At 66.2% G+C, this 25545-nt stretch carries 27 protein-coding genes; 16 read left to right on the plus strand and 11 right to left on the minus strand.

Annotated features, from left to right (window positions below):
• The first annotated feature begins 29 nt into the window (after window positions 1–29).
• On the plus strand, window positions 30–881 hold the full coding sequence (locus P1IM2_RS04030) for a RimK family alpha-L-glutamate ligase (RefSeq protein ID WP_186401478.1): 852 nt from the start codon (window positions 30–32) through the stop codon (window positions 879–881).
• Here P1IM2_RS04030 and P1IM2_RS04035 read toward each other — a convergent pair.
• Complete coding sequence (locus tag P1IM2_RS04035; RefSeq protein WP_062901435.1) at window positions 866–1114, minus strand: ribbon-helix-helix domain-containing protein; 249 nt, start codon at window positions 1112–1114, stop codon at window positions 866–868. The two genes, P1IM2_RS04030 and P1IM2_RS04035, sit on opposite strands and share 16 nt — an antisense overlap.
• A 112-nt stretch (window positions 1115–1226) precedes the next feature.
• Here P1IM2_RS04035 and P1IM2_RS04040 point away from each other — a divergent pair, with 112 nt between their 5' ends.
• Entirely contained in the window at window positions 1227–1973 is a 747-nt protein-coding gene (locus tag P1IM2_RS04040; protein WP_186401479.1) for a DUF4019 domain-containing protein, read from the plus strand.
• Window positions 1974–2036: 63 nt separating this feature from the next.
• Here the strand turns inward: P1IM2_RS04040 and phbB are convergent, their stop codons facing one another.
• From phbB to P1IM2_RS04070, 6 genes are all read right to left on the minus strand, one after another.
• The gene (gene phbB, locus P1IM2_RS04045; protein ID WP_086457969.1) at window positions 2037–2759 is read right to left on the minus strand and encodes an acetoacetyl-CoA reductase; all 723 of its coding nucleotides are present in this window, start codon (window positions 2757–2759) and stop codon (window positions 2037–2039) included.
• Window positions 2760–2865: 106 nt separating this feature from the next.
• Window positions 2866–4458, minus strand: a complete 1593-nt coding sequence (locus P1IM2_RS04050) for a DUF1963 domain-containing protein (protein WP_186401480.1) — start codon at window positions 4456–4458, stop codon at window positions 2866–2868.
• 96 nt (window positions 4459–4554) lie between these two features.
• On the minus strand, window positions 4555–5553 hold the full coding sequence (gene hemH, locus P1IM2_RS04055; RefSeq protein WP_186401481.1) for a ferrochelatase: 999 nt from the start codon (window positions 5551–5553) through the stop codon (window positions 4555–4557).
• The gene (locus P1IM2_RS04060; protein ID WP_186401482.1) at window positions 5550–7838 is read right to left on the minus strand and encodes a xanthine dehydrogenase family protein molybdopterin-binding subunit; all 2289 of its coding nucleotides are present in this window, start codon (window positions 7836–7838) and stop codon (window positions 5550–5552) included. The genes hemH and P1IM2_RS04060 overlap by 4 nt, the downstream gene beginning before the upstream one ends.
• A 52-nt stretch (window positions 7839–7890) precedes the next feature.
• A complete protein-coding gene (locus tag P1IM2_RS04065; RefSeq protein ID WP_062901440.1) occupies window positions 7891–8313 on the minus strand; it encodes a CoA-binding protein in 423 nt (140 codons plus the stop codon).
• The gene (locus tag P1IM2_RS04070; protein ID WP_186401483.1) at window positions 8313–9290 is read right to left on the minus strand and encodes an Mrp/NBP35 family ATP-binding protein; all 978 of its coding nucleotides are present in this window, start codon (window positions 9288–9290) and stop codon (window positions 8313–8315) included. The genes P1IM2_RS04065 and P1IM2_RS04070 overlap by 1 nt, the downstream gene beginning before the upstream one ends.
• A 92-nt stretch (window positions 9291–9382) precedes the next feature.
• Here P1IM2_RS04070 and hflK point away from each other — a divergent pair, with 92 nt between their 5' ends.
• The 5 genes from hflK to P1IM2_RS04095 all read left to right on the plus strand — a co-directional run bounded on the left by hflK (window position 9383) and on the right by P1IM2_RS04095 (window position 15147).
• The gene (gene hflK, locus P1IM2_RS04075; protein ID WP_082819862.1) at window positions 9383–10543 is read left to right on the plus strand and encodes a protease modulator HflK; all 1161 of its coding nucleotides are present in this window, start codon (window positions 9383–9385) and stop codon (window positions 10541–10543) included.
• A complete protein-coding gene (gene hflC, locus P1IM2_RS04080; RefSeq protein ID WP_062901442.1) occupies window positions 10543–11394 on the plus strand; it encodes a protease modulator HflC in 852 nt (283 codons plus the stop codon). The genes hflK and hflC overlap by 1 nt, the downstream gene beginning before the upstream one ends.
• 127 nt (window positions 11395–11521) lie before the next feature.
• On the plus strand, window positions 11522–13021 hold the full coding sequence (locus P1IM2_RS04085; protein WP_186401484.1) for a Do family serine endopeptidase: 1500 nt from the start codon (window positions 11522–11524) through the stop codon (window positions 13019–13021).
• 121 nt (window positions 13022–13142) lie between these two features.
• Complete coding sequence (locus tag P1IM2_RS04090; protein WP_186401485.1) at window positions 13143–13511, plus strand: VOC family protein; 369 nt, start codon at window positions 13143–13145, stop codon at window positions 13509–13511.
• Window positions 13512–13638: 127 nt separating this feature from the next.
• Window positions 13639–15147 carry a serine hydrolase gene (locus tag P1IM2_RS04095; protein WP_186401486.1) on the plus strand — a complete coding sequence of 503 codons (1509 nt, stop codon included), beginning with the start codon at window positions 13639–13641 and terminating at the stop codon, window positions 15145–15147.
• Here the strand turns inward: P1IM2_RS04095 and P1IM2_RS04100 are convergent.
• A complete protein-coding gene (locus tag P1IM2_RS04100) occupies window positions 15144–15305 on the minus strand; it encodes a hypothetical protein (RefSeq protein WP_186401487.1) in 162 nt (53 codons plus the stop codon). The two genes, P1IM2_RS04095 and P1IM2_RS04100, sit on opposite strands and share 4 nt — an antisense overlap.
• Before the next feature lie 103 nt (window positions 15306–15408).
• On the opposite strand from P1IM2_RS04100, the gene P1IM2_RS04105 reads away from it, so the two are divergent.
• The 7 genes from P1IM2_RS04105 to P1IM2_RS04135 all read left to right on the plus strand — a co-directional run bounded on the left by P1IM2_RS04105 (window position 15409) and on the right by P1IM2_RS04135 (window position 20992).
• Window positions 15409–16329 carry a LysR substrate-binding domain-containing protein gene (locus P1IM2_RS04105; RefSeq protein WP_186401488.1) on the plus strand — a complete coding sequence of 307 codons (921 nt, stop codon included), beginning with the start codon at window positions 15409–15411 and terminating at the stop codon, window positions 16327–16329.
• Window positions 16326–17063, plus strand: coding sequence for a tRNA (guanosine(37)-N1)-methyltransferase TrmD (gene trmD, locus P1IM2_RS04110; protein ID WP_186401660.1), 738 nt, complete (start codon window positions 16326–16328; stop codon window positions 17061–17063). Before P1IM2_RS04105 ends, trmD begins: the two co-directional genes overlap by 4 nt.
• A gap of 4 nt (window positions 17064–17067) precedes the next feature.
• Window positions 17068–17445: a 50S ribosomal protein L19 gene (rplS, locus tag P1IM2_RS04115; protein ID WP_186401489.1), complete on the plus strand. Its 378-nt coding sequence runs from the start codon at window positions 17068–17070 to the stop codon at window positions 17443–17445.
• Between the two features lie 107 nt (window positions 17446–17552).
• The gene (locus P1IM2_RS04120) at window positions 17553–18578 is read left to right on the plus strand and encodes an aspartate-semialdehyde dehydrogenase (protein WP_186401490.1); all 1026 of its coding nucleotides are present in this window, start codon (window positions 17553–17555) and stop codon (window positions 18576–18578) included.
• A 188-nt stretch (window positions 18579–18766) separates the two neighbouring features.
• Window positions 18767–19546, plus strand: a complete 780-nt coding sequence (locus P1IM2_RS04125) for a dimethylarginine dimethylaminohydrolase family protein (protein WP_234180480.1) — start codon at window positions 18767–18769, stop codon at window positions 19544–19546.
• Window positions 19547–19595: 49 nt separating this feature from the next.
• Window positions 19596–20204: a hypothetical protein gene (locus P1IM2_RS04130; RefSeq protein WP_186401492.1), complete on the plus strand. Its 609-nt coding sequence runs from the start codon at window positions 19596–19598 to the stop codon at window positions 20202–20204.
• A gap of 56 nt (window positions 20205–20260) precedes the next feature.
• Entirely contained in the window at window positions 20261–20992 is a 732-nt protein-coding gene (locus P1IM2_RS04135; protein WP_186401493.1) for a DUF4336 domain-containing protein, read from the plus strand.
• A 32-nt stretch (window positions 20993–21024) separates the two neighbouring features.
• On the opposite strand, the gene P1IM2_RS04140 is transcribed toward P1IM2_RS04135, so the two are convergent.
• Genes P1IM2_RS04140 through P1IM2_RS04150 form a run of 3 tightly spaced genes read right to left on the minus strand, consistent with a single transcriptional unit; the run spans window position 21025 to window position 24210 of the window.
• Complete coding sequence (locus P1IM2_RS04140; RefSeq protein WP_186401494.1) at window positions 21025–22614, minus strand: MDR family MFS transporter; 1590 nt, start codon at window positions 22612–22614, stop codon at window positions 21025–21027.
• Window positions 22615–22624: 10 nt separating this feature from the next.
• On the minus strand, window positions 22625–23758 hold the full coding sequence (locus P1IM2_RS04145) for an HlyD family secretion protein (protein ID WP_186401495.1): 1134 nt from the start codon (window positions 23756–23758) through the stop codon (window positions 22625–22627).
• The gene (locus P1IM2_RS04150) at window positions 23758–24210 is read right to left on the minus strand and encodes a MarR family winged helix-turn-helix transcriptional regulator (RefSeq protein ID WP_186401496.1); all 453 of its coding nucleotides are present in this window, start codon (window positions 24208–24210) and stop codon (window positions 23758–23760) included. The genes P1IM2_RS04145 and P1IM2_RS04150 overlap by 1 nt, the downstream gene beginning before the upstream one ends.
• Window positions 24211–24339: 129 nt before the next feature.
• On the opposite strand from P1IM2_RS04150, the gene P1IM2_RS04155 reads away from it, so the two are divergent.
• The gene (locus P1IM2_RS04155) at window positions 24340–24987 is read left to right on the plus strand and encodes a 2-hydroxychromene-2-carboxylate isomerase (protein WP_186401497.1); all 648 of its coding nucleotides are present in this window, start codon (window positions 24340–24342) and stop codon (window positions 24985–24987) included.
• Between the two features lie 83 nt (window positions 24988–25070).
• Window positions 25071–25502 carry a hypothetical protein gene (locus P1IM2_RS04160; protein ID WP_186401498.1) on the plus strand — a complete coding sequence of 144 codons (432 nt, stop codon included), beginning with the start codon at window positions 25071–25073 and terminating at the stop codon, window positions 25500–25502.
• The last annotated feature ends 43 nt before the right edge of the window (window positions 25503–25545 follow it).

Here is a 25545-nt window from a genome sequence, read left to right on the forward strand (position 1 = left end):
CCCTTAGGGGGAGGGCTTCAGGAGGCTCTATGCCGTTCCAACCGCGCGTCGCGATCCTCGTCCCGGCACCCGATTATGAGGAAAATTGGCGGCCCGCCTTCGCGCGCAAGGCGGCGGCGCTGGCGGCGGCCGGGTTGGCGGTCGAGCAGCGCGTCTGGACCGATCCCGGCGACCTGACCAGGTTCGACCTGATCCTGCCGCTGTTCGCCTGGGGTTACCAGCGCGACGTTGCCGTCTGGTATGCGCTGCTCGACCGGCTCGCGGGATTGCCCGTCGTCAATCCGGTGCCGGTGCTGCGCTGGAACAGCGACAAGGCCTATCTTGCCGAGCTTGGCGCGAAGGGCGTTGCGGTGGTGCCGACGGTCGAGGTCGCGGCGCTGGACGACGTATCGCTGGCGCAGGCGCGCGCGGCGCTCGGCGTGGAAGAGGTGGTAGTGAAGCCCGCGATTTCGGGCGGTGCCGACGGGACGCACCGTATCGCGCCCGGCGCCCCGATCCCCGCCGATGGGCTGGGACGCCGCCGCCTTGTTCAGCCGCTGATGCCCGGCATCCTCGCCGACGGGGAGTATTCGCTCTTCTTTTTCGGCGGCGCCTTCAGCCATGCCATCGTCAAGCGCCCCGCGTCGGGCGATTTCCGCGTCCAGGAACAGTTCGGCGGGCGCGAGACGGGATGGGAAGCGAGCGAGGCGGCGCGCCTGCTCGCCGCCGCGGCGCTTGCCGCCGCGCCCGCGCCGCCCGTCTATGCGCGCGTCGACATGGTCGGCGATGCGGCGGGCGTGCTGCACATCATGGAACTCGAGCTGATCGAGCCATCGCTGTTCCTGCATCATGCCGGCGACAAGGGCGCGGCCTTCGGGCAGGCGGTTTACGCCGCCGTCTGATCGCCAAGGAGTGCATGCCACAGCCATTGGCGGATTGCCGAGGTCAGGTTCGGCGGATCGGGGGCCTCCATCCGTTCGACGTCGATCCGCGCGACGAGCGCATTGACCGGCAGGCCGCGCTGCACCGCCGAGACTTCCAGCGCGTCCCAGAAGACGGGCTCGAGGCTGATCGACGTCGGGTGCCCTGCAATCGTAACCGAGCGTTTGACGGGGGGGTGATAGGAGGCGGTCATCGCGCTGGTTTACAACCGGCGCGGCAAATGCGGATACGAATTATTTGGGGTAGATCGCCGGCGGGCCATTCGTAAAATGCCGCGCGGTTCCGGCGCAACGGCAGGCAGGCCCATGACAGCACCCATTCAGACGCTCACCGAAAAGGAAAAGGAGACGCTGCGCCTGCTTGTCGATGGGCACGATGCAAAATCGATGGCGCGGCAACTGGGGCTTTCGGTGCATACGATCAACGAACGGCTGCGCGATGCCCGCCGCAAGATGGCGGTGTCGAGCAGCCGCGAGGCGGCGCGCAAGCTGCGCGCGATAGAACATCGCCCCCCCGAAAAATTTGCGGACAAGCCTTTGGGGGAAGCCCCAGCAGCGGCCGGCGTGAGAGATGGTGCTCCACATGCCGGAAAGCGCCGCTCGGTGCGGCTGCTCGGCCTGGTAGCTGGAGCTATTCTCATGTCGCTTGCCCTTGCTTTACTCGCCTTTTCCTCGGTGACCGGAACCGGCGGTCCGCCCGCCGCGGCGCCGCCTGCTGCGCCGACCGAAAGCGCGGCCGCCGACGCGGCGCGCGCCTGGCTTGTGCTGGTTGAGAAGGGCGACTGGAAGGCAAGCTGGGAGGCGACCGGACAGTCGTTCAAGGCGCTCAACACCGTCGAAGCCTGGGCCAATGCGGGACGGCAGGTGCAGGGGCCGCTCGGGGCCGCAAGATCGCGCGTCCTGATTGGCGACGAATATGTCCCCGCGCCGCCCGAAGGCTATCGCATGGTCAAATTCCTTACCGATTATACGAACAGGGCGGGCGTGATCGAAACGCTTTCGCTGGTGCGCGAAGGCGATACGTGGCGGGTCGTCGGCGTAACGGTGGACTGAAGCGAGGAACAAGGCCCTCTCCCCATGAAAAGGGGGGAGGGTCTTGAGCCAGGGCGCGCGCGCTCAATACATATGCTGTCCGCCGTTGATCGACATCGTCGATCCGGTGACGAAGCCTGCGTCCTCGCTGCACAGAAAGGCAACCCCGCGGGCGATTTCTTCGGCGTGGCCGAGACGCCCCACAGGAATTTTCGCGACGATCTTTTCAAGGACCGGGGCGGGGACGGCGGCGACCATATCGGTGTCGATATAGCCGGGCGCGATCGCGTTGACGGTCACCCCCTTCTTGGCGCCTTCCTGCGCCAGCGCCTTGGTAAAGCCGTGGATGCCCGATTTGGCGGCGGCATAGTTGACCTGGCCATATTGGCCCGCCTGGCCGTTGATCGACCCGATGTTTACGATGCGGCCCCAGCCGCGTTCGACCATGCCGCCAAAGGTCGCCTTGGCCATGTTGAAACAGCCGCCCAGATTGATGCGCATGACGTCGTTCCAGTCGTCGAAGGTCATGCGCGCCAGCGTGCCGTCGCGGGTGATCCCGGCGTTGTTGACGACGATGTCGATCGGGCCGAGGTCGGCGGCAACCTGCGCGCAGCCGTCGAGGCAGGCCTGATGGTCGCCGACGTCCCAGCGATAGGCGGGGATGCCGGTGCGCTCGGTGAAGGCGCGCGCTTTTTCGTCATTGCCTGCATAATTGGCGGCGACGCGCACGCCCATATCCTTCAGCGCCAGCGAAATGGCCTCGCCGATGCCGCGGCTGCCGCCGGTGACGATTGCTACGCGTGTCATGAATTCGCTCTCCCACACAATCTTGCTTCGTTGTTGATTAGGGCGCGCGCGAAGCGGCCGCAAGTTGACCGGAACGTCAATCGCGCGGCTTTGCGGGGAAAGTTTTTCAGTTTCCGGTCAGTGCCTTCAGCGCCGCAAAATTTCCGACGGCAAGATCGGCCTTGCGGATCGCGAGGATCAGGCTGGCGCCCTGCGCGGGCGCGATGCCGGTCAAGGCGCTTGCGGGCAATTCGACGAGCATCGCGTCGCGCTCCTCGTCGAAGCCGGGTGCATAGTGGCGCGGCTGCCCGCCTACGAGAGGCGCCTCGGCGGCGGCGAGTGCGGCCCAGACGGGTTCGAAGAGCGCCCGGGCCGGGGCCGAAAGCGAATCGGGGTCGGCGCACCAGCGATGGCGCGCATGATCGAAAAGCAGCGCGCGATAGTCGCTGACCCACAGCTCGGCATCCGGATGGTGGCGCGTCAGCGGCAAAGTGATCGATTCGGTGCGGTCCTCGCCGCTTTCGGCATCGCTTTCGATCACCACCCGCGACCAGTGGATCGCGTGCAGCGCGGTCATCACTGCGGACGCGTCCGAGGCCGAGAAGCCGGCCTGCCCCGCGCTTTCGTCGATGATCGCCAATATCTCGCGCGCGCGCTCGGCCGCGTCGCGGTTGGTTGCGGCGGCATCGGCCAGCGCCTCGGTCAGCTCGTCGCTCGCGTCGGGCGGCGGCGCAGTGCCGGTTTCAAGGGTGGGCAGGCGCGCGGCGAGCAGCGCCGCCAGCCCGGTCATCGTCGGCCAGTCGAACGGATGAAAGGCAGGATCGGCAAGATCATAGCCAGTGGCCGCGAAAAAGGCTTCGGCGGCGTCCGCCCCGGCCAGCGTGCCGGGCGCATCGGCGCCGCGGACGTCGACCGCCCATTCGGGAAAGGCCCGCACCGCGAGCCGGTGCAGCGCCTCGTCTTCGAGCCCGGCGGGACGGAAATAGGCGCGGCCGACTGGCTTGGGTGCCGCGCGTGGCGGTCCCACCTCGGGCAGATGGAGCGCCGTCGCCGCGCCCGTTTCGGGATGGACGAAAAAGGCGAGTGCGCCGGTGCGCGGGCCCAACCCGTCCCAGAGTCCGGCAGGCAAATCGGCACAGGCGATCTGGGCGATAAAGTCGGCATCGGTGCCCTCGATCCGCGGCCACGGCATCGCGCCTGGCAGACGCGGGCGCCCGCCGACCCAGTTGTGCGTCAGAATCGCGTCGCGCGGCGGGATTTGCGCGACCAGTCGCGCCTGGCTGGCAGGCACGGCGTGACCAGCTGCGGGACTGTCCATGATGGGCAATGGCTCGGATGCGCCGTGCGCCTGCGCCTCGACGGCCTGAACCTGCGCCGCCAGCATCTCTTCGATCGGTTCGGGCGGCAAGGCGTCTGAGGGCGTGTCGGTTTCGGCGGCTATTGGAGCGACCTCGGTCGGCGGTTCGTCTTTGGGCAACGGGTCATAGACCGGTTGGGCGCGCAGCCGCGCGAGGCGCGCGGGCGCGATTTCGACGGGCTCGATTTCAGGCTCGGCGCGGCGCGGCAGCCGCGGCATGCGGATTTCGCGCGGCATTCTGGGGGCCTTGGGCAGCGTAACCTGCGGGCGGGGGCGGCGTATCCACCAGACGATGGCGACCGCGATCAAAAAGGCCAAGGTCAGGCCGGCGAGCGTCATGGCTGCCCGGTCGAGTTCGCTCATCGCATGTCTCCGCGCGGGTGCCGGCGCAATATACCGGAAGCCGCTGGATACACAGCTTAAGACGCAGAGTTAAACAGGAGGTAAGCGCCCGCTATTTCAATGCCATCCGGCGAGTTCACGCCGCACCAGCACCTCAAGCATAGCCATTCCTGGCGGGGTGTCGTTGAGGCAGGTCAGATAGGCGAAGTCGCGCCCGCCCGCCGCCTCGAACTGCTCCTTGCCGCGGATCGCGAGCTCTTCGAGCGTCTCGAGGCAATCGGCCGAAAAACCCGGTGCGAAAATCGCCACACGGCGCCCCTCGCGGCCGAGCCGTTCGAGCAGCGCGTCGGTTGCGGGTTCGAGCCACTTGGCGCGTCCGAAACGCGACTGGAAGGCAATCTCGACCGGCCGCCCGATCGCTTCGGACAGCAACCGCGCGCTCTTCACGCACTGGCAATGATAGGGGTCGCCCAGATGCAGCGTCCGTTCGGGCATGCCGTGAAAACTGGCAACGAGCGTATCGGGCGCGAAATCGAGCGCGGCGATCCCCGCCTCGACCGACGCGGCAAGTGCCGCGATATAGGCGGAATCGTCGTGATAGGGCGGCAGGAAACGCAGCGTGGGTTGCCAGCGCAGGCGCGCAAGATGCGCACCGACCGCATCGACAACCGTCGCCGTCGTCGCGGCGCAATATTGTGGATAGAGCGGGGCAATCAGGATGCGGCGGCACCCTTCGCCGACAAGTTCGTCGATCGCGCCGCCGATTGCCGGAGCGCCATAGCGCATCGCCCAGGATACGCGGACATCGTCGCCCAGCGCCGCCTGTAACGCTCCGGCCTGGCGCCGGGTGATCGCGGCGAGCGGCGAGCCTTCGTCGGTCCACACCTGCGCGTAGGCGTGGGCCGACTTTTTCGGGCGCGTGTTGAGGATGATGCCGCGCAGGATCGGCTGCCACAGCAGCGGCGGGATTTCGACGACGCGCGGGTCGGACAGGAACTCGCGCAGATAGCGGCGTACCGGACCTGGTTCGGGAGCGTCGGGGGTGCCGAGGTTGACGAGCAGCACGCCGATGCGCGGCGCGGGTACCGCGAGATGGGAAAGGGGGCGTTCGATCATAGCGGATCGGGCGATAGCGGAAGGCGGCGGATTCGGCGACCGGTTGCGGCGAACATTGCATTGGCGATCGCCGGCGCGACGACGGGCACGCCGATTTCGCCGACGCCGCCGGGATCGCGGTCGCTGTCGATGAATTCGACGACGATCTGCGGCACTTGCGACAGGCGGGGCAGGCCAAGCTGGCCGAGCTTGCGGGCGGTCGCGATGCCGCCGTCATAATCGGTCGTCGCGCCGACCGCGGCGGCGAGACCGAAGACGAGCCCGCCCTCGATCTGCTGGCGTGCGATCGCCGGATTGACGAGCCGCCCGGCGTCAACGACGGCGACGAGCTGTTCGACCTGCAGCCCCCGGTCGCTGGGCCGGGCGGTGGCGACGAGCGCGATGTGGCTGCCGCGCATCGAATGGCAGGCAAGGCCCTGCGCCGTGCCCGAAAGCCCGCCTTCCCATCCGGCGAGGCTGGTCGCAGTGAGCAGGCAGCGGGCGAGGAGCGGCGCCTGTCCAAGCATCGCCATCCGGTACGAAAGTGCGTCCGATCCGGCGCGTGCCGCCATTTCGTCGATGAAACATTCGGTGAAGAAGGCGGTGTAGCTGTCGGCGTTGCCGCGCCAGCGCGCGGTCGGCAGGCCTATGTCGGCGGGGCAATGATCGACCGCGAAATGGCGGAAATTATAGGATCCGCCCGCGCCCTCGACCGCTGCGGCGTCGGGCGTTCCCGCCGCCTCGCGCTGCGCGACGTCAGCCGGGGTTCCGTCGAACAGCCGCGCGCGGAATTCATGGTTCGTCGATGGCACCGCGATCCGCGCGACGAGCGCGTCGATCCCGCCAGCGGCGTCGAGCGTCGCATAGATTTTGGCGCGTGCCGGCGCGCGCGGAATGTCACGCATGATTTCTTCGGCGCGCGACCAGGCGAGCTGCACCGGGCGCTTGATCTGCGTCGCGATGATCGCCGCCTGCACCGCGACGCTGTGATCGAGACAGGCGTCGAACGATCCGCCCGCCATCATCGGGAACAGTGTCACCTTGCCCGGCGGCAATCCGACTGCCCGCGCGACCGCGTCGCGGCACTGGGCGGGCGCCTGTGTCGCAACCCACAGGCGCAGCCGGTCGCCGTCGGGAGCGGCGGTTGCGGTGCGCGTCTCGATCGGTGCATGAAGCGCGGGCGCGACGGCGTAATGCGCCGCAACCTTGGTGCGTCCCTCCATCGCCTCGGCGACGTCGCCTTTTTTGGCGATGCGATAGCCATCAGCCTTGAGCGCGGCCTTCAGCGCCTGGTCGATGCCGGCGCTCGAAATCGGCGGCCCGGTGGTTTCGAACTGCGGTGCGAAGCGGTCGAGCGCGCGATTCGCGGCCCACCAGTTGCGCGCGACGGTTGCAATCCAGCGGTCGTGGAGCACGATGTCGAGCAGGCCGGGCGACGCCATCCCCGCCTTGCGGTTGATGCTCTTGAGCCGGGTGGCGCCGAACGGTCCCTGGCGGATCGCGGCGAAAACCATGTCGGGAAGGCGGATGTCGCCGGCGAAATTGGCCGACCCGTCAACCTTTGCCGGCAGGTCGAGCCGCGCCAGTTCCTTGCCGTAGAGCGGGTCATTGTTGTTGGCGCGATAGACGGGTTCGGCCGGAGGATCGAGCGTTGCGGCCACCGCCGCGACGTCGCCGAAGCGCAGCTTGCGGTTCTTCCAGGTGACGAAGCCATCCTGCGTGTCGCAATCCTGCCAGTCGGCGTCCCACCGCTTCGCTGCCGCCATCATCAGCAGCGTGCGGGCCTGCGCCGCGGCGTCGCGACACGGCCCCTCGAACATGCGGATCGACGAGCTGTTGGCGGTCAGCATCACCGCATGGCGCACCGCCCATTCGCGTCGGACCCAGCTGCGCACATCGGCGACGACATCGGGCACCAGCGCGCGCGGCATGAAGGTGGCGCTATCCTCGTCGACGAGCAGTGTGTTGGTATAGAGCGGGTTGATCGGCGCGGTTTCGACGGCGATGGTGCGCCAGTCGGCGCCGAGCTCGTCGGCAATGATCTGCGGCAGCAGCGTGGTGACGCCCTGCCCCATTTCGCATTGCGGCACGACGACGGCGATATGCCCGTCGTCGCCGATCTTCAGAAAGGCGTTGAAGATATGTTCGTCGGGCGCAGCGGTCAGATTGGGCGCATAATGACGCGGCCAGAGTGACCAGGCCAGCGCAAGGCCGCCCGCAGCGGTGGCGCCGACGAGCAGCGACCGGCGGCTGACATGCGGCAGGCGCGATTTCTTTGTCCCCACTTTGTCCCGAATGCCGGTCATCCCCGCTGCTGATAATCGCGGCGAGTCGGCGACGCAAAGCCTTTCGTAGGGGCTAGCGCAGCAAGCCCAGCCGCGGAATCTCGATCTTGGGGCAGCGGTCCATGACAACGACCAGGCCGGCCTTGTCGGCGCGCCGCGCGGCGGCTTCGTCGATGACGCCGAGTTGCATCCACACCGCTTTCGCCCCGTGGACGATCGCATCGTCGACGGCAGCGCCCGCGTCGGCGCTGTTGCGGAAGATATCGACGATCTCCGCCGCCGGCTCGACATCGGCGAGCGTCGCGACCACCGGCGCACCGTGGATCGTCTTGCCGGCATGGCCGGGATTGACCGCGATCACATCGTGGCCCTGCGCGGCCAGGAAGGCGAGCACGCCGTTCGAGGGGCGTGCGGGATTAGGCGAGGCGCCGACGATGGCGATGCGGCGCGGCCTTGCGAGCAGGGCGCGAATTTCAGCCTCGTCGTTGATCGCCATCATATGCCCTTTCGCGCCGCGAGCCACGCCGCGACCTTCGCGGCTATCGCGTGGAACGGCTCGCCCAGCGGATCGGTTCCGGCCGCGGGCGGGACGCCGCCGTCGCTCGCGAGGCGGATGCCCATCGACAGCGGCACGCGGCCGAGAAAATCGAGCTCCATTTCCTTCGCCGCGGCCTCGGCACCGCCGCTTCCGAACGGGTCGCTGACCTCACCGCAATGCGGGCAGGCATAGCCGGCCATATTCTCGACGACGCCGATGATCGGCACTTCGGCCTGCTCGAACAGCGACACGGCGCGCGCTGCGTCCATCAGCGCCAGATCCTGCGGCGTCGAGACGACGACCGCGCCGGTGGGCTTGTGCTTCTGGATCATCGTGAGCTGGACGTCGCCGGTGCCGGGGGGCAGGTCGACGACGAGCGTATCGATATCGCCCCAACTTGCGTCGATCAGCTGTTCGAGCGCGCGGCCGGCCATCGGGCCGCGCCAGGCGATGGCCTGACCCGGCGCGGCGATGTGGCCGGTCGACAGCATCGGAACGCCATAGGCGCTCTGCACCGGCGAGAGCTTGGATCCGCGCGCTTCGGGCTTCACGCCCTCGCTGTCCATCAGGCGCGGCTGCGACGGACCGTAGATGTCGGCATCAACCAGTCCGACCTTCACTCCGGAGCGGCGCAGCGCGACGGCAAGATTGGCGGCGAGCGTCGATTTGCCGACCCCGCCCTTGCCGCTGCCCACCGCGATGATCGTCATCGCCTTGCGCTCGGCGGTCATGGCAACGCGGACGCTGGCAACGCCGGCACGGGCGAGCAGGCCCGCGCGGAGCTTTTCCTCGAGCGGCTTGCGCTCGTCTTCGGCGAGCCCGGTGACATCGAGCACGATCGCGAGCGTGCCCTGATCGTCGAGATAGCGAAGCCCCGACGTGCGGCCACCGGTCAGATCGGTGGCGAGACTGGCAAGGATGGCGATATCGGTCATGTCCGCGGCAGATAGGGATAAGCGGGGCGATTGCCACCCATTTTCGCCTGGCCCCCCTGTTAATCGCGCGCGCCGCCCTTATAAAAGCATTCATGAGCAACAAAAGTGATGGCAGCATGGGAGGCCGCGCCCCGCAGGGAGTGCGGCAATTTTTCCATCAGATTGCGCTGATGGCGAACAGTCCGTGGGGCAATGGCCCGAAGGATAACGGCGATGGCGATGACCGGTCGGGTCCGCGCAATCCCTGGGTGACGCCCGATCCCGCCGACGGACTGCGCGGGCGCAAGCCGCGCGGCCCCTCCGCACTCGACGAACTTCTGCGCAAGGGGCGCGGCGGCTTCGGCGGCGGCGGTTCGGGTGGCGGCGGCGGCAATCTGCAGATGCCCGAATCGGCGCGGCTGTGGAAATGGGGCGTTGGCGCGCTTGTCGCGGTGTGGTTCCTGTTTTCGTCCTTCCACATCATACCGCCCGAAAAGGAAGGCGTCGTTACCCGGCTCGGCAGCTATTCGCGTACCGTCGGACCCGGCGTGAAATTCACCTGGCCGGCGCCGATCGAGCGCATCCGCATGGAAGACGTGCGCGCGATCCGCACGATGCAGGTCGGCTCGCCCAATGCAAGCGACGAAAATTTCGTCCTCACCCGCGACCAGAGCATCGTCGATCTGGCCTATGAAGTGCGCTGGTCGATCCGCGACCCCGAACTCTACATCTTCCAGCTCGCCGATCCCGACGGCACCATCCGCGAGGTCGCCGAAAGCGCGATGCGCGCGACGGTCGCCAATTTCGACCTGGTGCAGGCGATCGGTCCCGGCCGCGTCGAGATCGAGACGCAGGTCCAGCAGCGCATGCAGGCCCTGCTTGATCAGTATCGCGCCGGCGTGACAATCCAGGGCATCGCGATTCGCCAGGCCGATCCGCCGAAGCAGGTCGACGAGGCGTTCAAGGAAGTGACCGCGGCGCGGCAGGAACGCGAGTCGTCGATCAACCTGGCGCGCGCTTATGAACAGCAGGTGCTCGAACGCGCACGCGGTGACACCGCGGCGTTCGACAAGATTTACGAACAATATAAGCTGGCGCCGGGCGTGACCCGCAAGCGGCTATATTATGAAACGATGGAGAATGTTTTGTCGAACGTCGACAAGACGATTGTCGAGGCGCGCGGCGTCACCCCCTATCTGCCGCTGAGCGAAGTTCAGCGGCGCTCGCGCGCGGCGTCCGACGCCGCGTCCGATGCGGCGAAGGGAGGCCAGTGATGTTCGAATCGATCACCCGCCATCCGATGCGGCTGCTCGTCGGCCTCGTCGCCATTCTCGTGATCCTGTCGCAGACGCTGGCGATCGTTCCCGAAGACAAGCAGGCGCTGATCCTGCGCTTCGGCGAAATCGAGCGCACGGTGAATCGCTACAAGGCGAACGAGGAATTCGGCCGGTCGGGTGCGGGCCTTGTCCTGCGCGTGCCGTTCACCGATGGGATCCAATATATCGACAAGCGCATTCTGGGCATCAACATGGAGCGCCAGCAGGTGCTCTCCACCGATCAGCAACGGCTGCAGGTCGATGCCTTCGCACGCTTCCGCATCACCAACCCGGTGCGCATGTACACCGCGATCCGGACCGAGGATAAATTGCAGCAACAGCTGGCGACAATCCTCGGCTCGTCGCTGCGCAACGAACTCGGCAAGCGGACCTTCGCGACCCTGCTCTCGCCCGAACGCGGTGCGGTGATGGACAATATTCAGGTCGCGCTCAATCGCGAGGCGCACAAATATGGCGCCGAAATCATCGACGTGCGGATCAAGCGCGCCGACCTCCCCGAAGGCGCAACGCTGCAGGCGGCCTATGACCGCATGCGCACCGCGCGCCAGCAGGAAGCGATCGCGATCCGCGCCGAAGGGCAGAAGGAAGCGCAGATCATTCGCGGTAACGCCGATGGCGAAGCCGCGCGCATCTATGCCGCCAGCTTCGGCAAGGATCCCGAATTCTATGATTTCTATCGCGCCATGCAGAGTTATCGTCAGACATTCCTGGGTGAGAATAACAAGGGCGGAACGTCGATCATCATGTCGCCCGACAATGAATATCTGAAGCGTTTCAGCGGCGGATAGGGGCAGGACGGCGGATGAACCGGACGTGCAGTCGCCGTTCATGTTCAATTGCCGTTCAGCCGCACGGCCCCAAATGAAGCCTGCCGGGGTCCTTGGGTTTTTTCGCAAGAGAGAAGGATTTGCGATCGTGCGTTATGTTTATGGCATCACTTCGGCTTTGCTGGTGGGTGGCACAGCGCTCGCGCTCGTCACCCAGTCGCCCGTTATCGCGCAGGTGGCGCAGAACGAGCGCAGCGAAATCGCCAAGGCGGTTCCGCGCGCCGGCGCGCCCGAAAGCTTCGCCGACCTGGTCGAGCAGCTGCAGCCAGCAGTGGTCAACATCTCGACCAAGCAGGAAGTCACGCTGGGCGTCCGGCTCGATCCGTTCGCGGGAACGCGCGAACCGGTCACGCAGGAGCAGCAGGGCGGCGGTTCGGGCTTTCTGATCTCGGACGACGGCTATATCGTCACCAACAACCATGTCGTCACCGGCGGTCCGCGCGGCGAACAGGTGAACCAGGTCACGGTGACGCTGACCAACGGCAAGGAATTTCAGGCCAAGATCGTCGGCCGCGACGTCGCCTCCGACCTCGCGCTGCTCAAGATCGACGCGACCGGCATGCCGTTCGTGAAATTCGGCGACAGCGGCAAGGCGCGCGTTGGCGACTGGGTGGTTGCGATCGGCAACCCGCTCGGCCTCGGCTCGACCGTCACCGCCGGCATTATCTCGGCGGTGCAGCGCAATATCGGCAACGGCGGTGCTTATGACCGCTACATCCAGACCGACACGGCGATCAATCGCGGCAACTCGGGCGGTCCGCTGTTCGACCTGCACGGCAATGTCGTCGGCATCAACAATATGCTGATCTCGCCCGTCGGCGCGAACATCGGGGTCAATTTCGCCATTCCGGCCGATGCAGCGATCCCGGTGATCAACGCGCTGCGCGCCGGCGAGCGTGTCGAGCGCGGCTATCTGGGCATCGGCATCGCGCCGGTCGGCGAGGATATGGCCGCGGCGCTCGGCCTGCCCAAGGATCGCGGCGAATTCGTCCAGCGCGTCGAGGATGACGGTGCCGCGGCGAAGGCGGGCATCAAGCGGGGCGACGTCGTGACCAAGGTCAACGGCAAGGATGTGACGCCGCAGCAGACGCTGTCCTACATCGTCGCGAACACCAAGCCGGGGACGCGTATCCCGATCGAGGTCGTGCGCGACGGCAAGACGATGACGCTCAACGCCGTCGTCGGCACGCGTCCGCCCGAAGACCAGCTCGCCGGCAATGATTTCGACCCCGAAGACGATCAGGCGACGCCTGACGACAACAGCGGGAGCGTTTCGGACAAGGCGGTCCAGGACAATCTGGGCCTCGCGGTGCAGACGCTGACCCCCGACATCGCGCGCGCTGTCGGCGTCGATGCATCGACCAAGGGCCTCGTCATCGGCGCCGCGTCGAGCAACAGCGATGCTGGCCGCAAGGGCCTGCGCCGCGGCGACGTGATCCTCAGCGTCAACCGCACCCCGGTGACGACGAGCGAGGGCCTGGCCAAGGCGGTGGCGGATGCGAAGAAGGCCGGCCGCGACGCGGTGCTGATGGAGATTCTCCGCCGCGGCGGTCCGTCGGCGTTTATCGCGATCCGCATCAAGCCGTAATCGCGCAGCATCGTCAACGTTTCGAAAAGGGCGCCCGGACATCGACCGGGCGCCCTTTTCTTTTCTTGTCGTATACATTGTTCCTGATATGTTCTTGCTTCAACGAATCGGGAGATGACCAATGATCGGATATGTGACGCTCGGCACCAACGACCTTGCCAAAGCGGCGGTTTTTTACGACGCGATCGCCGCCGAACTGGGTGTGCCGCGCATGATGGAATTCGACAATTTCATTGCCTGGGGCAAGGAGGGCGGCGGCGCGGGCATTGGCCTGACCAAGCCGTTCGACGGCAATGTCGCGACCGTCGGTAATGGCGTGATGGTGGCGCTGGAGGCCAGCGATACCGATCAGGTCCAGCGCCTCTATGATATCGCGCTGGCGCATGGCGGCAGCGACGAAGGCGCCCCCGGTCCGCGCGGCGAAGGTTTTTACGCGGGCTATTTTCGCGATCCCGACGGCAACAAGCTCAACGCCTTCGTCATGGGGTGACGACGCGTTGGCGGCGCGCACGGGCGTTGCAGCCGTAGACAGTCCTAAAACGGCCGGGCGCGGCGGATTGCCGCCGTCCCGGCCCGCTGTTAGCCTGCGGCGCTCGTCCGTTCGCGAAAGGATCTTCATGCGTTGGAAATCGGCCTTGGTAGCGGCGGTGATGCTTGGCTGCGCCTCACCCGCGTTCGCGCAGGAAAGTACGGGAAGGAGTCTCGACGGAATCGCGCCCGAGATCGACGCGCTCTTTGCCCGCTATCAGGCCGATCAGCATATCCCTGGCCTCGTCTATGGCATCGTGCAGGATGGCAAGATCGTCTATCTGAAGGGGCGCGGGATTCAGGATGTGGCGACCGGAACGCCGGTCGACGGCGATACGCTGTTCCGGATCGCCTCGATGACCAAGGCTTTCACCGCGCTGGCGGTGCTCAACCTGCGCGACCGGGGCAAGCTGCGGCTCGACGATCTGGCCGAAGATTATGTCCCAGAAATGAAGCGCTGGACCTATCCGACCGCGGACAGTCCGCGCATTCGCGTGCGCGACCTGCTCCACCATGTCGCGGGGTTCGTCACCGACGATCCGTGGGGCGACCGCCAGCAGATATTGACGCAGGACGATTTTACCAAGATGCTGACCGCCGGCGTCCCCTTCACGCAGGCGCCGCAGAGCCGCTTCGAATATTCGAACTTCGGCTATGCCCTGCTCGGCCGCATCGTCGCCAATGCGTCGGGTATGCCCTATGCCGACTATGTCCGCATCACCATCCTCCGCCCGCTGGGGATGGAGGCGAGCGGCTATGACGTGACGCGCGCGCCGCGCGCGCATTATGCCCGCGGCTACCGCTGGGAAGGTGAGGCGTGGGTGCCCGAACCCGAAATGGCCGACGGTGCCTTCAATAGCATGGGCGGGCTGCAGGTCAGCGCGCGGGACTATGCCAAATGGGTCGCCTTTCTGCTGTCTGCCTGGCCGCCGCGCAACGAGGCCGATGCTGGGCCAATCCGCCGCGCAACGGTGCGCGAGATCGCGCAGGGTCTGAACTTCGTCTCGCTGGCGACGCGCGCCGGCGCGAGCGGCGAGACGGCGTGCAAGCAGGCCGCGGCCTATGGCATGGGTTGGCGCGTTGCGCAGGACTGCGACCTGGGGCTCACCCTGTCGCACGGCGGTGGCTATCCAGGATATGGCAGCCATGTGATGCTGATGCCCGACTTCGGCGCCGGCGTCTTTGCGCTGTCGAACCGCACCTATGCCGGACCGTCGGCGCCCGCCTGGGACACGGCGGTGGCGATGGAGAAGGCGGGATTGCTCAAAACCCGGCCAGCGTCGGTCACGCCCGACATGGCCGCGATGATCGCTGCGTCGCGCGCCGTCTATGACGCGGGCGACCTGGCGCCGATACAGGACCGGTTGGCGATGAACTTCCTGATGGATCGCTCGGCGGCGTTATGGGCGAAGGACCTGGCGGCGCTGAAAGATCAGCTGGGCGCATGTCCGACCGCCGAGCCGCCGGTCGCGCGCGGCGCGCTGGGGGCCTTGTTCCGGCTCAATTGCGAGCGCGGCAAGCTCGACGGTCAGATTCTGCTAGCCCCGACGCATCCGCTGACGGTTCAGGCCCTGCGCCTTCGTCCAGCACGCGACTAGCTCGCGGGGCGAGCCGGTGCCGCTTTGGCCGCGCCGCGCGGGCGCCGGGCGAAAAGCGGCTTCAAGGCGGCGCCGAGCTGCGCGAAGCCGCGGTCGAGGTCGGCGCTGAAGCGCGCATGATCGGCGTTCCAGCTCCGCATCCAGATTTCATCCATCATCGTCTGTCTCCATCGGTTGCGATGAAGTGCAGATGCGCCCTCGCTAGCGCCTTCGCCAATTAAAGCTTTGCACATAGATATAAGTTTGCCTTATGCACCGGTGATGCCGAAACTGCCGCCCCTCGCTGCCGTCCGTGCCTTTGAATCGGCTGCAAGGCTGGAAAATTTCTCGCGCGCTGCCGAGGAACTGGGGATGACGCAGGCAGCGGTCAGCTATCAGGTCCGCCAATTGGAAGACCGGCTAGGCCGCGCGCTGTTCGTGCGTGAGAAAGGGCGCGTGCGGTTGTCGGAGACCGGCCAACGCGTGTTCCCCGCGATCCGCGCCGCCTTTGCCGCAATGCACGATGCCTTCGCTGCACTTGGCAGCGACGAGACCGACGTGCTGACGATCAGCTCCGTGACGAGCTTCGGCGGCGCATGGCTGAGCGCACGTATCGGCCGCTTCCAGCTCGCTTACCCCGACCTTGCGGTGCGCATGTCGATGAGCAACGATCTCGTCGACTTCGACGCGTCGAACGTCGATGTGGCGATCCGCCTGGGAATGGGCCCCTGGCCCGGCCTGCGCAGCGACTTTCTGATGCGCCAGACGCTTGCTCCGCTCGCCGCACCATCGTTCATCGCCGAGCATGCGATCCGCGAACCCGCCGACCTGCTGCGCGTCCAGCGGCTCGCCCCGAACGACAGCTGGTGGGCCGACTGGTTTGTCGCCGCGGGGGTTGCGACTCCGCTGGCGCCATCGCGCCTCGGCATCGAGCTCGACAGCCAGTTGCAGGAGGCGAGCGCGGTGCAGGCGGGCTTCGGGGCCGCGATGATGACCCCGCTGTTCTGGCAGGCCGACCTTGCCAGCGGCCGGATGGTCCAGCCCTTCGATACACTCTATGTCGCCGATGCCGGCCTTTGGCTCGTGCACCGCGAAAATCGCGTCGGGGTGCGCAAGATCGAGCGCTTCCGCGAATGGCTGCACGACGAATTGAAGAAGGATCGCCACCTGCTGCCCGAGGCGCTATGGCAGCCGCCGTCATGACCTTCACCGCCGTCCCGCTCACGCTCTATCCCGACATGTTCCCCGGTCCGCTAGGGCACAGCATGGCGGGGCGCGCTCTCGAAAGCGGGACATGGGCGTGCGCGCCCGTCCAGATTCGCGATTTTGCCACCGACCGGCATCGCACCGTCGACGATACGCCCGCGGGCGGCGGCGCCGGCATGGTGCTGAAGGCCGACGTGCTGGGGGCGGCGATCGATCATGCGACGGCAGCGCATCCGGGGCTGCCGCTGCTCGCCATGACCCCGCGCGGCGCGCCGGTCACGCAAAAGCGGGTGCGCGAGCTTGCCGCGGGTCCCGGAGCGATCATCCTGTGCGGCCGCTTCGAGGGTTTCGACGAACGCATCTTCGACGCACGGCCGATCGAACAGCTGTCGATGGGCGACATCATACTTTCGGGCGGCGAGATGGGCGCGCTGATGCTGCTCGACGCTTGCATTCGGCTGCTTCCCGGCGTAATGGGCGCGGCTTCAAGTGGCGACGACGAATCGTTCGAGAACGGTTTGCTCGAATATCCGCACTATACCCGGCCCGTCACATGGGAAGGGCGCACGATCCCCGAAGTGCTGCGATCGGGGGATCATGCGAAGATCGCCGCCTGGCGGAAACAACAGGCGCAGGATCATACACGGTTACGCAGGCCGGACCTTTGGGAGCGTCATGAGGACGCTCGGGCCCGACCTGCCTCTGGCGCGCGGCAAAAGAAGAAGGACTAGAGGCATGAACCTCATCCAGACGATCGAAGCTGAAGAAATTGCCAAGGCCGGCAAAGAGATTCCGACGTTCCGCCCCGGCGACACGCTGCGCGTCGGCGTGAAGGTGGTCGAAGGCGAACGCACCCGCGTCCAGAATTTCGAAGGCGTGTGCATCGCGCGCGCGAATAAGGGCATGGGCTCGAACTTCACCGTGCGCAAAATGTCGTTCGGCGAAGGCGTCGAGCGCGTCTTCCCGCTTTATTCGCCGAACATCGATTCGATTACCGTCGTCCGCAAGGGCGCCGTGCGCCGTGCGAAGCTCTACTATCTGCGGGGCCGCACCGGTAAATCGGCTCGTATTGCGGAGCGCCGCGATTACCGGTCGGAAGCCGGCGAAGGCTGAGGAGAGTTTCTCCCCACAAAGCCGAAACAGCTTTCCAGAACGACCGGTTCCGCCAAGGCGCAGAACCGGTCGTTTTTCATTTCACGCCAAGACAAAGGACATATTTCATGGGTTACCGGATCGTCGTCGCTGGTGCGACGGGCAATGTCGGACGCGAAGTCCTCGCCATCCTCGCCGAACGCGAATTTCCGATCGCCGAACTGGCGGCGGTCGCGTCGTCGCGCAGCCAGGGCGACGAAGTCGGGATCGGCGACACCGGCAAAACCGTGAAATGTCAGAATATCGAGAATTTCGACTGGTCGGGCTGGGACATGGCGATCTTCGCCATCGGCAGCGACGCGACCGCGATTCACGCGCCCAAGGCCGCAGCCGCGGGCTGCGTCGTGATCGACAACTCGTCGCTCTATCGCATGGACCCCGACGTGCCGCTGATCGTGCCCGAGGTGAACCCCGACGCGATCGATGGCTATACCAAGCGCAACATCATCGCGAACCCGAACTGCTCGACCGCGCAGATGGTCGTCGCGCTGAAGCCGCTGCACGATGCGGCGAAAATCAAGCGCGTCGTGGTTTCGACCTATCAATCGGTGTCGGGCGCCGGCAAGGCGGGGATGGACGAGCTATGGAACCAGACGCGCCAGATCTTCGTCGGCGACGAAAAGGACATCAAGAAGTTCACCAAACAGATCGCCTTCAACGTCATTCCGCACATCGACAAATTCCTCGACGACGGATCGACGAAGGAAGAATGGAAGATGGTCGCCGAGACGAAGAAGATCCTCGATTCGAAGATCAAGGTCACCGCGACCTGCGTCCGCGTTCCGGTCTTCGTCGGCCACTCGGAAGCCATCAATATCGAGATGGAGCAGGAACTGCCCGCCGAGGAAGCGCAGCGCATCCTGCGCGAGGCGCCGGGCGTCATGCTCGTCGATAAGCGTGAGGACGGCGGATATATCACCCCCGTCGAATGCGTCGGCGACTATGCGACCTTTGTCAGCCGGGTGCGCGACGACAGCACCGTCGACAATGGCCTGAACCTCTGGTGCGTCAGCGACAACCTGCGCAAGGGCGCGGCGCTGAATGCGGTGCAGATCGCCGAACTGCTCGGCCGCCGGCATCTGAAGAAGGGTTGATCTTGTTATCCTCCCTGTCGCGCAGCGATGGGGAGGTGGCAGCCCGAAGGGCTGACGGGGGGGGGCGTTGACGCCGGCGCGCTCGCGGCCCTTCCACTATCCGCCTTGCGGACGGTCCCCCTCCCCACCGCTGCGCGGCAGGGAGGATTGCCTTGGCGAGATCGGGGCATTCGGACTATGCCCATAACATGACCGCGCCCTTCGCTTTCACCCACGCGCTTTGCCGGACCCCGGCGCCGTCGGCCGTCAACGGCATCCGTGCGGGCGGCGGACCCGATCCCGAGCTGGCGGGAATCATGGCCGAGCATGCCGCCTATGTCGCGGCGCTGCGCGAGTTGGGCCTGACGGTCGATGTTCTGCCGCCGCTCGATGCCTTTCCCGATGCGCTGTTCGTCGAGGACGTCGCGCTGACCTTTGCCGAAGGCGCGATCCTGCTCCGCCCCGGTGCGCCGAGCCGCGCGGGCGAGGTCGCGCACATACGCGCCGCGCTCGCAGAACGGCACGGCCGCGTCCTTGAACTGGCCGGGCCGGGACATGTCGACGGCGGTGACGTTCTGCGCCTTGCCGACCGCGTGATCATCGGCCTGTCCGACCGCACCGACCGGGCGGGGGCCGAAACGCTGACTGCGCTGCTCGGCGATCTTGGCTACCGCGCGCAGATCGCGCAGACCCCGCCCGGCGTGCTGCATTTCAAGACCGGCTGCGGCCTCATCGACGACCGCGCCGTGCTCGCCGTCCCCGCCATGCGCGACTGCCCCGAATTTGCGGGGCTGGAGGTGGTGCTGACGCCGATGGGCGAAGAAGGCGCGGCGAATATCCTGCGCGTCCGCGACACGGTGCTGATCGGCGCGCACTGGCTTGCAACGCAAGCGCTGCTGGCGGCGCGCGGCGTCCCGTTCCGCGTGCTGCCCACCGATCAGATCGCGCGGATCGACGCCGGGCTCAGCTGCATGTCGCTTCGCTGGTAATCGCCCCGCGCTCTGGCGTATAGCGGCGTGTCCCCTTCGGAGTTCCTCCATGCGCAAGCTGCCCGCCCTCGTCCTCCTCGCACTGCTTGCGGCGTGCAAGCCCGCCGCCGACAAGTCGGCCGCCGACGACCGCCCGCCAGTCGTGCCCGACGTGCCCGAGGCCAAGCTCGACGGTCCGGCCGCGGCGTCGCTGGCGGTCGCGCTCGACGGTGCGGGGCTGCGCTTCATCGACAAGACCAGCGGCAAGGCCAGCCTGCTCGCGTTCGGCACCCCGCGCAGACAGGCCGAAGAGGCGTTGGCGCGCGTTGCGGGGGTGGTCGACGACCGCAGCGACAATGACGAGTGCGGCGCGGGGCCGATGCAATTTTCGCGCTTCGATGCGATGACGCTCAATTTTCAGGACGACAAGTTCGTCGGCTGGTTTCTGGGCGACGAGGCGGGCGCCGAATTCTATTCGACGGTCAGCGGCATCGGTATCGGCACGACGCGCGCCAAGGCGTCCGCATCGGCCACCGTCGTCGATCACAAGGACAGCACGCTGGGCGAGGAGTTCAGCCTGGGAACCGGCGATGCAGCGATCGGCGGCATGTTCGCCGAGCCGGGCAAGGATGCGAAGATCGAGGCGCTGTTCGCTGGCGCCAATTGCTTCTTCCGTTAACGACGCCGGATTTTCATCAATTTGATCGGCGGCGACGGTGGCGCTAGTCTGCAGCCATGTCGGCCTTTCTGCCCTATGCGCCGCTCAACACGCCCAAAGCCTTCGGCCCCGGACTATGGATCGTCGACGGCCCCGAAATCCGGATGGATTACGGACCGACCTCGATCCCCTTTCCAACCCGGATGACCGTCGCGCGGCTTGCCGACGGCACGCTGTGGGTTCACTCGCCGGTGGCTCCTGACAAGGACCTGCTTTCTGCCATCGACCGCCTCGGCCCGGTCGCCTGGCTGATCGCGCCGAACAGCCTTCATTATTGGCATATCGCTGACTGGCAGGCGATCTATCCCGGCGCGCGAACGCTCGCGGTGCCCGATCTCGCCATGCGCGCGAAGCGGCCTTTCCGCATCGACGCGACGCTCGACGGCGAGGCGGTGCTGCCCGATGAGCTGGAGACGGTCTTCGTTCCCGGCACGCTGGTCAATGAAGCGGTGTTTTTCCACCGGCCCTCGCGCACCGTCGTGCTGACCGACCTGATCGAGAATTTCGAGCCGCAGCGAATACGCAGTCCTCTTTATCGTGGGCTCGTCCGCCTCTCGGGCGCGGCGCATCCCGACGGCAAGGCGCCGATCGACCTGCGGTTGACCTTCTGGCCGCGCCGTGCCCGTGTTCGCCGGGCGGTCGCTGCGATATTGGGCTGGGATTGCGAGCGTGTCGTGATGGCGCACGGCCTGCCATATGAGCGGGATGGGGCAGCCGAGCTTCGCCGCGGCTTGCGCTGGGCCTGCTGACGCGGCGCGGCCCTGGCCCCGTCAGGGCCCCCTCAGTGCCCCATGTCGGCGGCCGAAGCCTTGGCCGCGCCGGGTCTGGGCGGGCGCAGCAGGACGACGAGCGGCACCGCCGCGAGCGTGACCCACATCATCAGCCAGAAATCGTCGATATAGGCGACCATCGCGGCCTGCCGGTTGATTTCGCCATTGACCATCTGCATCGCGACATCGCCGATGATGCCGAAGCGGTCGGCCGTCGAGGGATCGACGAGGCTGACCGAGCTATTGGTGACATGCGCGACCAGATCCTGATGGCTGGTCTGCGTATTCGATCCGAGCAGCGTCGTGACCACCGAAATGCCCACCGACGCCCCCATGCTGCGGAACAGATTGAGGAGGCTCGATCCGTCGGTCCGGAACTGCATCGGGATCGTGGCAAAGGCCATGGTGTTGAGCGGGATGAAGATCAGCCCCATCCCTAATCCCTGCACCAGCCCGCTGACGACCACGGGACCGGCGCCCATCATCAGCGACCATTGGCTCATCTGATACAGCGAATAGGCGGCGATCAGCAGTCCCGAACCGACCATCCAGCGCGCATCGATCTTGCCGAGCAGGCGCCCGGCGACCCACATGCTCATCAGGATGCCGATCCCGCGCACCGCGAGCACCAGCCCTGTATCGATCACCGGCCAGCCCAACAGGCGTTGCAGCATCGGCGGCAGCAGCGCCATCGACGAGAACATGACCACCCCGATCACGATCATGAAACCCATGCCCATGACGAGGTTGCGATCGGCGAGCATCTTGCGGTTGAACAAGGTCACCGGCGCGGTGAGCAGGTGGATGAGGAACATCCACAGGCAGGCAACCGAAACGCCGAGTTCGATCCAGATTTCGGCACTCTCGAACCAGTCCTGCTGCGCACCGCGGTCGAGCATCAGCTGCAGCGCAGCGAGGCCGAGCGCGAGCATCGAGAAGCCGAACAGATCGAACTTGCGCTCGCGGGTGTGCGTCCGCGGCAGCAGCGCCCACATCAGCACCAGCGTTATCAATCCGACGGGCAGGTTGACGTAGAACACCCAGCGCCAGTTCGCCGATTCGGTGAGCCAGCCGCCCAGGATGGGCCCCAGAATCGGGCCGATCATGATCCCCATCCCCCAGATCGACATCGCCCGCGCGTGCCGTTCGGGCGGGTTGATATCGAGCATTACCGATTGCGAAAGCGGGCTGATGAAGGCGGCGGCGATCCCCTGCAGGAAGCGGAACGCCACCATCTCCTCGAGATTCTGCGCGGCGCCGCACGCCATCGAGGTCAGGACGAAGCCGACGATCGCCGCGAGGAACAATTGCCGCCGTCCGATCCGGTCGGCGAGCCAGCCGGTGATCGGCATCGCCACTGCCGAGGCGATGATATAGCTGGTGAGAACCCAGTTGACCGTCTCGCTCGTCGCGCCGAGCGCGCTTTGCATATGCGGTATCGCGACATTGGCGATGGTCGTGTCGAGAATCTGCATCACCGACGCGCCCATCACGGCCACCGTCAGCAGGCCGCGATAGCGCACCTGCTGATGGAGCGGGATCGACGCATCGACCGGTTGTCCCGCGCTGGGCGACCGGCGGGGAAGGGCGCGGCTCGCCATCGGCCCGCCCCTATTTCGCGGTGATCACTTTGACGTCGGCGGACAGGCCGGCGATCATGTCGCGCGACGGCTTTTCGTCGAGCGCGATGCGCACCGGCACGCGCTGCGTCACCTTCACCCAGTTGCCGGTCGCATTCTGGGCGGGGAGTACCGAAAATTCGCTGCCGGTTCCGGCGCCGATGTTTTCGACATGGCCGCGCACCTTGAGCCCCGGATAGGCGTCGAAGCGGATTTCGGCGCGCTGGCCGACACGCATGTCGGCAAGGTCGGTTTCCTTGAAATTGGCCTCGACATAGGGGTGCAGCGTATCGACGAGCGTCACCGCGGGGAGCCCCGCGACCATCATCTGACCGAGTTGCAATCGGTCCGACTGGGCAATGCGCCCGGCGCTCGGCGCGCGCACTTCGGTACGGCCGAGATTGACCTGCGCCTGCGCGCGCTGGACCTTTGCCGATTCGACCTCGGGATTCACGCCGCTGCCGCCGGTGGCGAGCTTGGCGCGGGCCTCCGCAGCGTCGGCGCGGGCCTGCGCGAGGCCTGCGCGCGCCTGTTCGACCGCATGCTTCGATGCGTCATAGGCCGCCTTGGTGGTGAAGCCCTTTTCCATCAGCGCCGCCTGCCGCGCGAAATTGGATTCGGCAAAGCCCACCGCTTCCTGCGCCGCCTTGATGTCGACGCCGGTCGCGGCGAGGCTGGCCGACAGATTGCCGACATTGACCTTAGCCGCGTCGATCGCGGCATTCGCCTGCGCCACCGTCAGCGCATAGGGTTCGCCGTCGATGCGAAAAAGCAGCTGTCCCTTGTCGACCATCTGGCCGTCGCGCACCGCAACTTCAGTGATCCGGCCGCCAACCTCGGCGGCGATCGATACCTTGTCCATCTGGACATAGGCATTGTCTGTCGACACCGCGCCGCCGCTCGTCAGCCAGTACCAGCCGCCGCCGACGAGCAGCGCCAGCGGCACGCCGAACATCAACAGACGGGTGCGCCAGCTCGGCTTACGGGCCTCGTCGGTTTCGGCCTCGGGCGCGGGGGGCACGGGGTCGGCCTTGGGTTTTGCCTTCGGCACCGAAACCTCTTCGCCCCTGGGAGCGGTGGGCGCGGCGGGAGGGGCGGCGGGACGGGAGGGGGAGAGCTGATCCATCACATTGTCTCTTTTGTCGTATCCTTGCCGCATTCGCGGCGCGAAAGATTGGCGCGGACGCGCTCGACCAGCTCGATGAGCTGCGCGCGTTCGGCTGCGCTCAGCCCTTCGGTCGCCTCTTCGGTCAGCGCGTGGGCGATGTCGCGCATGCCGCCGACGATCGCGCCGGTGCGCGGCGTCAGATACAGCCGCCAGGCGCGGCGGTCGGTCGGATCGGCGCGGCGTTCGACCAGCTCCGCCTCTACCAGCCGGTCGACCATGCGCGACAGGGTGATCGGTTCGACCTCGATCAGTTCGGCGAGCGGCCCCTGCCGGATCCCCTCGTGCCGCTTCAGATAGCTGATCAGCCGCCACTGGAGCGCGGTGATTCCGCTGTGTTTCGTGCGCGCGTTGAAGGCGCGGCGAAACAGCCGCGCGGTGTCGTTGAGCAGGAAACCGATCGTCTCACTCATGGCATGCGATATAATAGCAACTGCTATAATATTCAACGACGATTATGCTGCAGGTGCGAAGCATCTGATTTGGAGCAAAAAAATGCCGTTTCGCTTGCGCGGCGCCGCTTTTTTTGCAGGATGCCGCGCATGAGTCTGTCTGCCGATCTCTTCTGGTCCTTCCGCTCGCCCTACAGCTATCTGGCGATCGGCCGCTACCGCGCGCTGATGGCGAGCCACGATGTGACGATCAACCTCCGCCCCGTCTATCCGCTGGCCGTGCGCCAGCCCGACTTTTTCGAGCGCAACCACCCCAATTGGCTCAGTTACACGATGCGCGACATGATCCGTGTCGCGCAGTTCCACGGCATTCCCTTCGGGCCGCCGCGGCCCGACCCGATCGTCCAGAATGTAATGACGCGCGAGATCGCTGCCGATCAGCCCTATATCTATCGCCTCACCCGGCTGGGGCAGGCGGCCTCGCGGCGCGGCAAGAGCCTGGCCTTTTGCGACGAGGTGGCGCAGCTCATCTGGGGCGGCGCGCAGGACTGGCACCTCGGCGATCATCTGGCGGGCGCGGCGAAGCGCGCCGGGCTCGATCTCGCCGAACTCGATGCCGAGGCGGAAGGCGACGCCGAAACGCTCGATCAGGAAATCGCCGCTAACCAGGTCGCGCTCGAAATCGCCGGCCATTGGGGCGTGCCGACACTGGTATTCGAGGGCGAGCCCTTCTTCGGACAGGACCGCATCGAAATGGCGAAGTGGCGCATGGAGCAAAAGGGGTTGCGCCCGCGATAGACGGAGCGCGCGGCTGCAGGCGGCCGGCTTCGGTCTGGAAACGACCGATTGCGGGCGTTCCTTTTCCGAGCCACAATCGTCTCATGAGTTTTTTGGCATTCCGATACCGATACGACGGCACACCCACCAACGTTCGTGATGACTTCGGTTGGTTGGAGATGCGGGTGGTTACAGAAAGCCGTTCTGGCGTCGGCGGATTTTGGGTCCAGTGGCAAGATGTAAAGGAGTTTGGCGAAAAGCTTTCGGCCTATCCGATTGAGCCCAACGCTCCCTTGTCCGAACAATGGGGCTACAGTCAGGACGACCAATACGAAAAGGTTTTAGGCGTTCAAATCACGCCAGCCAACGCACGTGGAGACCTGAAGGTCCGCGTCGAAATAGCGGATCAGGATGATCCGACCGATTGCGTAAAAACCTCATTCCAAACAAATTATTCTGATTTGGCCGCATTCCAGCTTGAGATAGCGCAGTTGATGGCTGGCGAGATTGAAGAGGCGCGCCTCAGCGGGAGATAACGTCCGCTCTCCACCTCAAAACCGCCATGAGCGCGGCGCGGCT

The sequence above is a fragment of the Sphingopyxis sp. P1IMeth2 genome, assembly GCF_900185685.1.
Taxonomy (GTDB): Bacteria; Pseudomonadota; Alphaproteobacteria; order Sphingomonadales; family Sphingomonadaceae; genus Sphingopyxis; species Sphingopyxis terrae_A.

Excerpts from the sequence above, each read along its gene's own strand:
- P1IM2_RS04100 (WP_186401487.1), bottom strand. The coding sequence starts at position 15,305 with ATGATGGATGAAATCTGGATGCGGAGCTGGAACGCCGATCATGCGCGC.
- rplS (WP_186401489.1), top strand. The coding sequence starts at position 17,068 with ATGAACCTCATCCAGACGATCGAAGCTGAAGAAATTGCCAAGGCCGGC.
- phbB (WP_086457969.1), bottom strand. The coding sequence starts at position 2,759 with ATGACACGCGTAGCAATCGTCACCGGCGGCAGCCGCGGCATCGGCGAG.
- P1IM2_RS04090 (WP_186401485.1), top strand. The coding sequence starts at position 13,143 with ATGATCGGATATGTGACGCTCGGCACCAACGACCTTGCCAAAGCGGCG.
- P1IM2_RS04145 (WP_186401495.1), bottom strand. The coding sequence starts at position 23,758 with ATGGATCAGCTCTCCCCCTCCCGTCCCGCCGCCCCTCCCGCCGCGCCC.
- P1IM2_RS04030 (WP_186401478.1), top strand. The coding sequence starts at position 30 with ATGCCGTTCCAACCGCGCGTCGCGATCCTCGTCCCGGCACCCGATTAT.
- P1IM2_RS04095 (WP_186401486.1), top strand. The coding sequence starts at position 13,639 with ATGCGTTGGAAATCGGCCTTGGTAGCGGCGGTGATGCTTGGCTGCGCC.
- P1IM2_RS04060 (WP_186401482.1), bottom strand. The coding sequence starts at position 7,838 with ATGACCGGCATTCGGGACAAAGTGGGGACAAAGAAATCGCGCCTGCCG.
- P1IM2_RS04035 (WP_062901435.1), bottom strand. The coding sequence starts at position 1,114 with ATGACCGCCTCCTATCACCCCCCCGTCAAACGCTCGGTTACGATTGCA.
- P1IM2_RS04065 (WP_062901440.1), bottom strand. The coding sequence starts at position 8,313 with ATGGCGATCAACGACGAGGCTGAAATTCGCGCCCTGCTCGCAAGGCCG.
- P1IM2_RS04150 (WP_186401496.1), bottom strand. The coding sequence starts at position 24,210 with ATGAGTGAGACGATCGGTTTCCTGCTCAACGACACCGCGCGGCTGTTT.
- P1IM2_RS04155 (WP_186401497.1), top strand. The coding sequence starts at position 24,340 with ATGAGTCTGTCTGCCGATCTCTTCTGGTCCTTCCGCTCGCCCTACAGC.
- P1IM2_RS04160 (WP_186401498.1), top strand. The coding sequence starts at position 25,071 with ATGAGTTTTTTGGCATTCCGATACCGATACGACGGCACACCCACCAAC.
- hflC (WP_062901442.1), top strand. The coding sequence starts at position 10,543 with ATGTTCGAATCGATCACCCGCCATCCGATGCGGCTGCTCGTCGGCCTC.
- P1IM2_RS04140 (WP_186401494.1), bottom strand. The coding sequence starts at position 22,614 with ATGGCGAGCCGCGCCCTTCCCCGCCGGTCGCCCAGCGCGGGACAACCG.
- P1IM2_RS04130 (WP_186401492.1), top strand. The coding sequence starts at position 19,596 with ATGCGCAAGCTGCCCGCCCTCGTCCTCCTCGCACTGCTTGCGGCGTGC.
- hflK (WP_082819862.1), top strand. The coding sequence starts at position 9,383 with ATGAGCAACAAAAGTGATGGCAGCATGGGAGGCCGCGCCCCGCAGGGA.
- trmD (WP_186401660.1), top strand. The coding sequence starts at position 16,326 with ATGACCTTCACCGCCGTCCCGCTCACGCTCTATCCCGACATGTTCCCC.
- P1IM2_RS04120 (WP_186401490.1), top strand. The coding sequence starts at position 17,553 with ATGGGTTACCGGATCGTCGTCGCTGGTGCGACGGGCAATGTCGGACGC.
- P1IM2_RS04040 (WP_186401479.1), top strand. The coding sequence starts at position 1,227 with ATGACAGCACCCATTCAGACGCTCACCGAAAAGGAAAAGGAGACGCTG.
- P1IM2_RS04135 (WP_186401493.1), top strand. The coding sequence starts at position 20,261 with ATGTCGGCCTTTCTGCCCTATGCGCCGCTCAACACGCCCAAAGCCTTC.
- P1IM2_RS04070 (WP_186401483.1), bottom strand. The coding sequence starts at position 9,290 with ATGACCGATATCGCCATCCTTGCCAGTCTCGCCACCGATCTGACCGGT.
- P1IM2_RS04125 (WP_234180480.1), top strand. The coding sequence starts at position 18,767 with ATGACCGCGCCCTTCGCTTTCACCCACGCGCTTTGCCGGACCCCGGCG.
- P1IM2_RS04105 (WP_186401488.1), top strand. The coding sequence starts at position 15,409 with ATGCCGAAACTGCCGCCCCTCGCTGCCGTCCGTGCCTTTGAATCGGCT.
- P1IM2_RS04050 (WP_186401480.1), bottom strand. The coding sequence starts at position 4,458 with ATGAGCGAACTCGACCGGGCAGCCATGACGCTCGCCGGCCTGACCTTG.
- hemH (WP_186401481.1), bottom strand. The coding sequence starts at position 5,553 with ATGATCGAACGCCCCCTTTCCCATCTCGCGGTACCCGCGCCGCGCATC.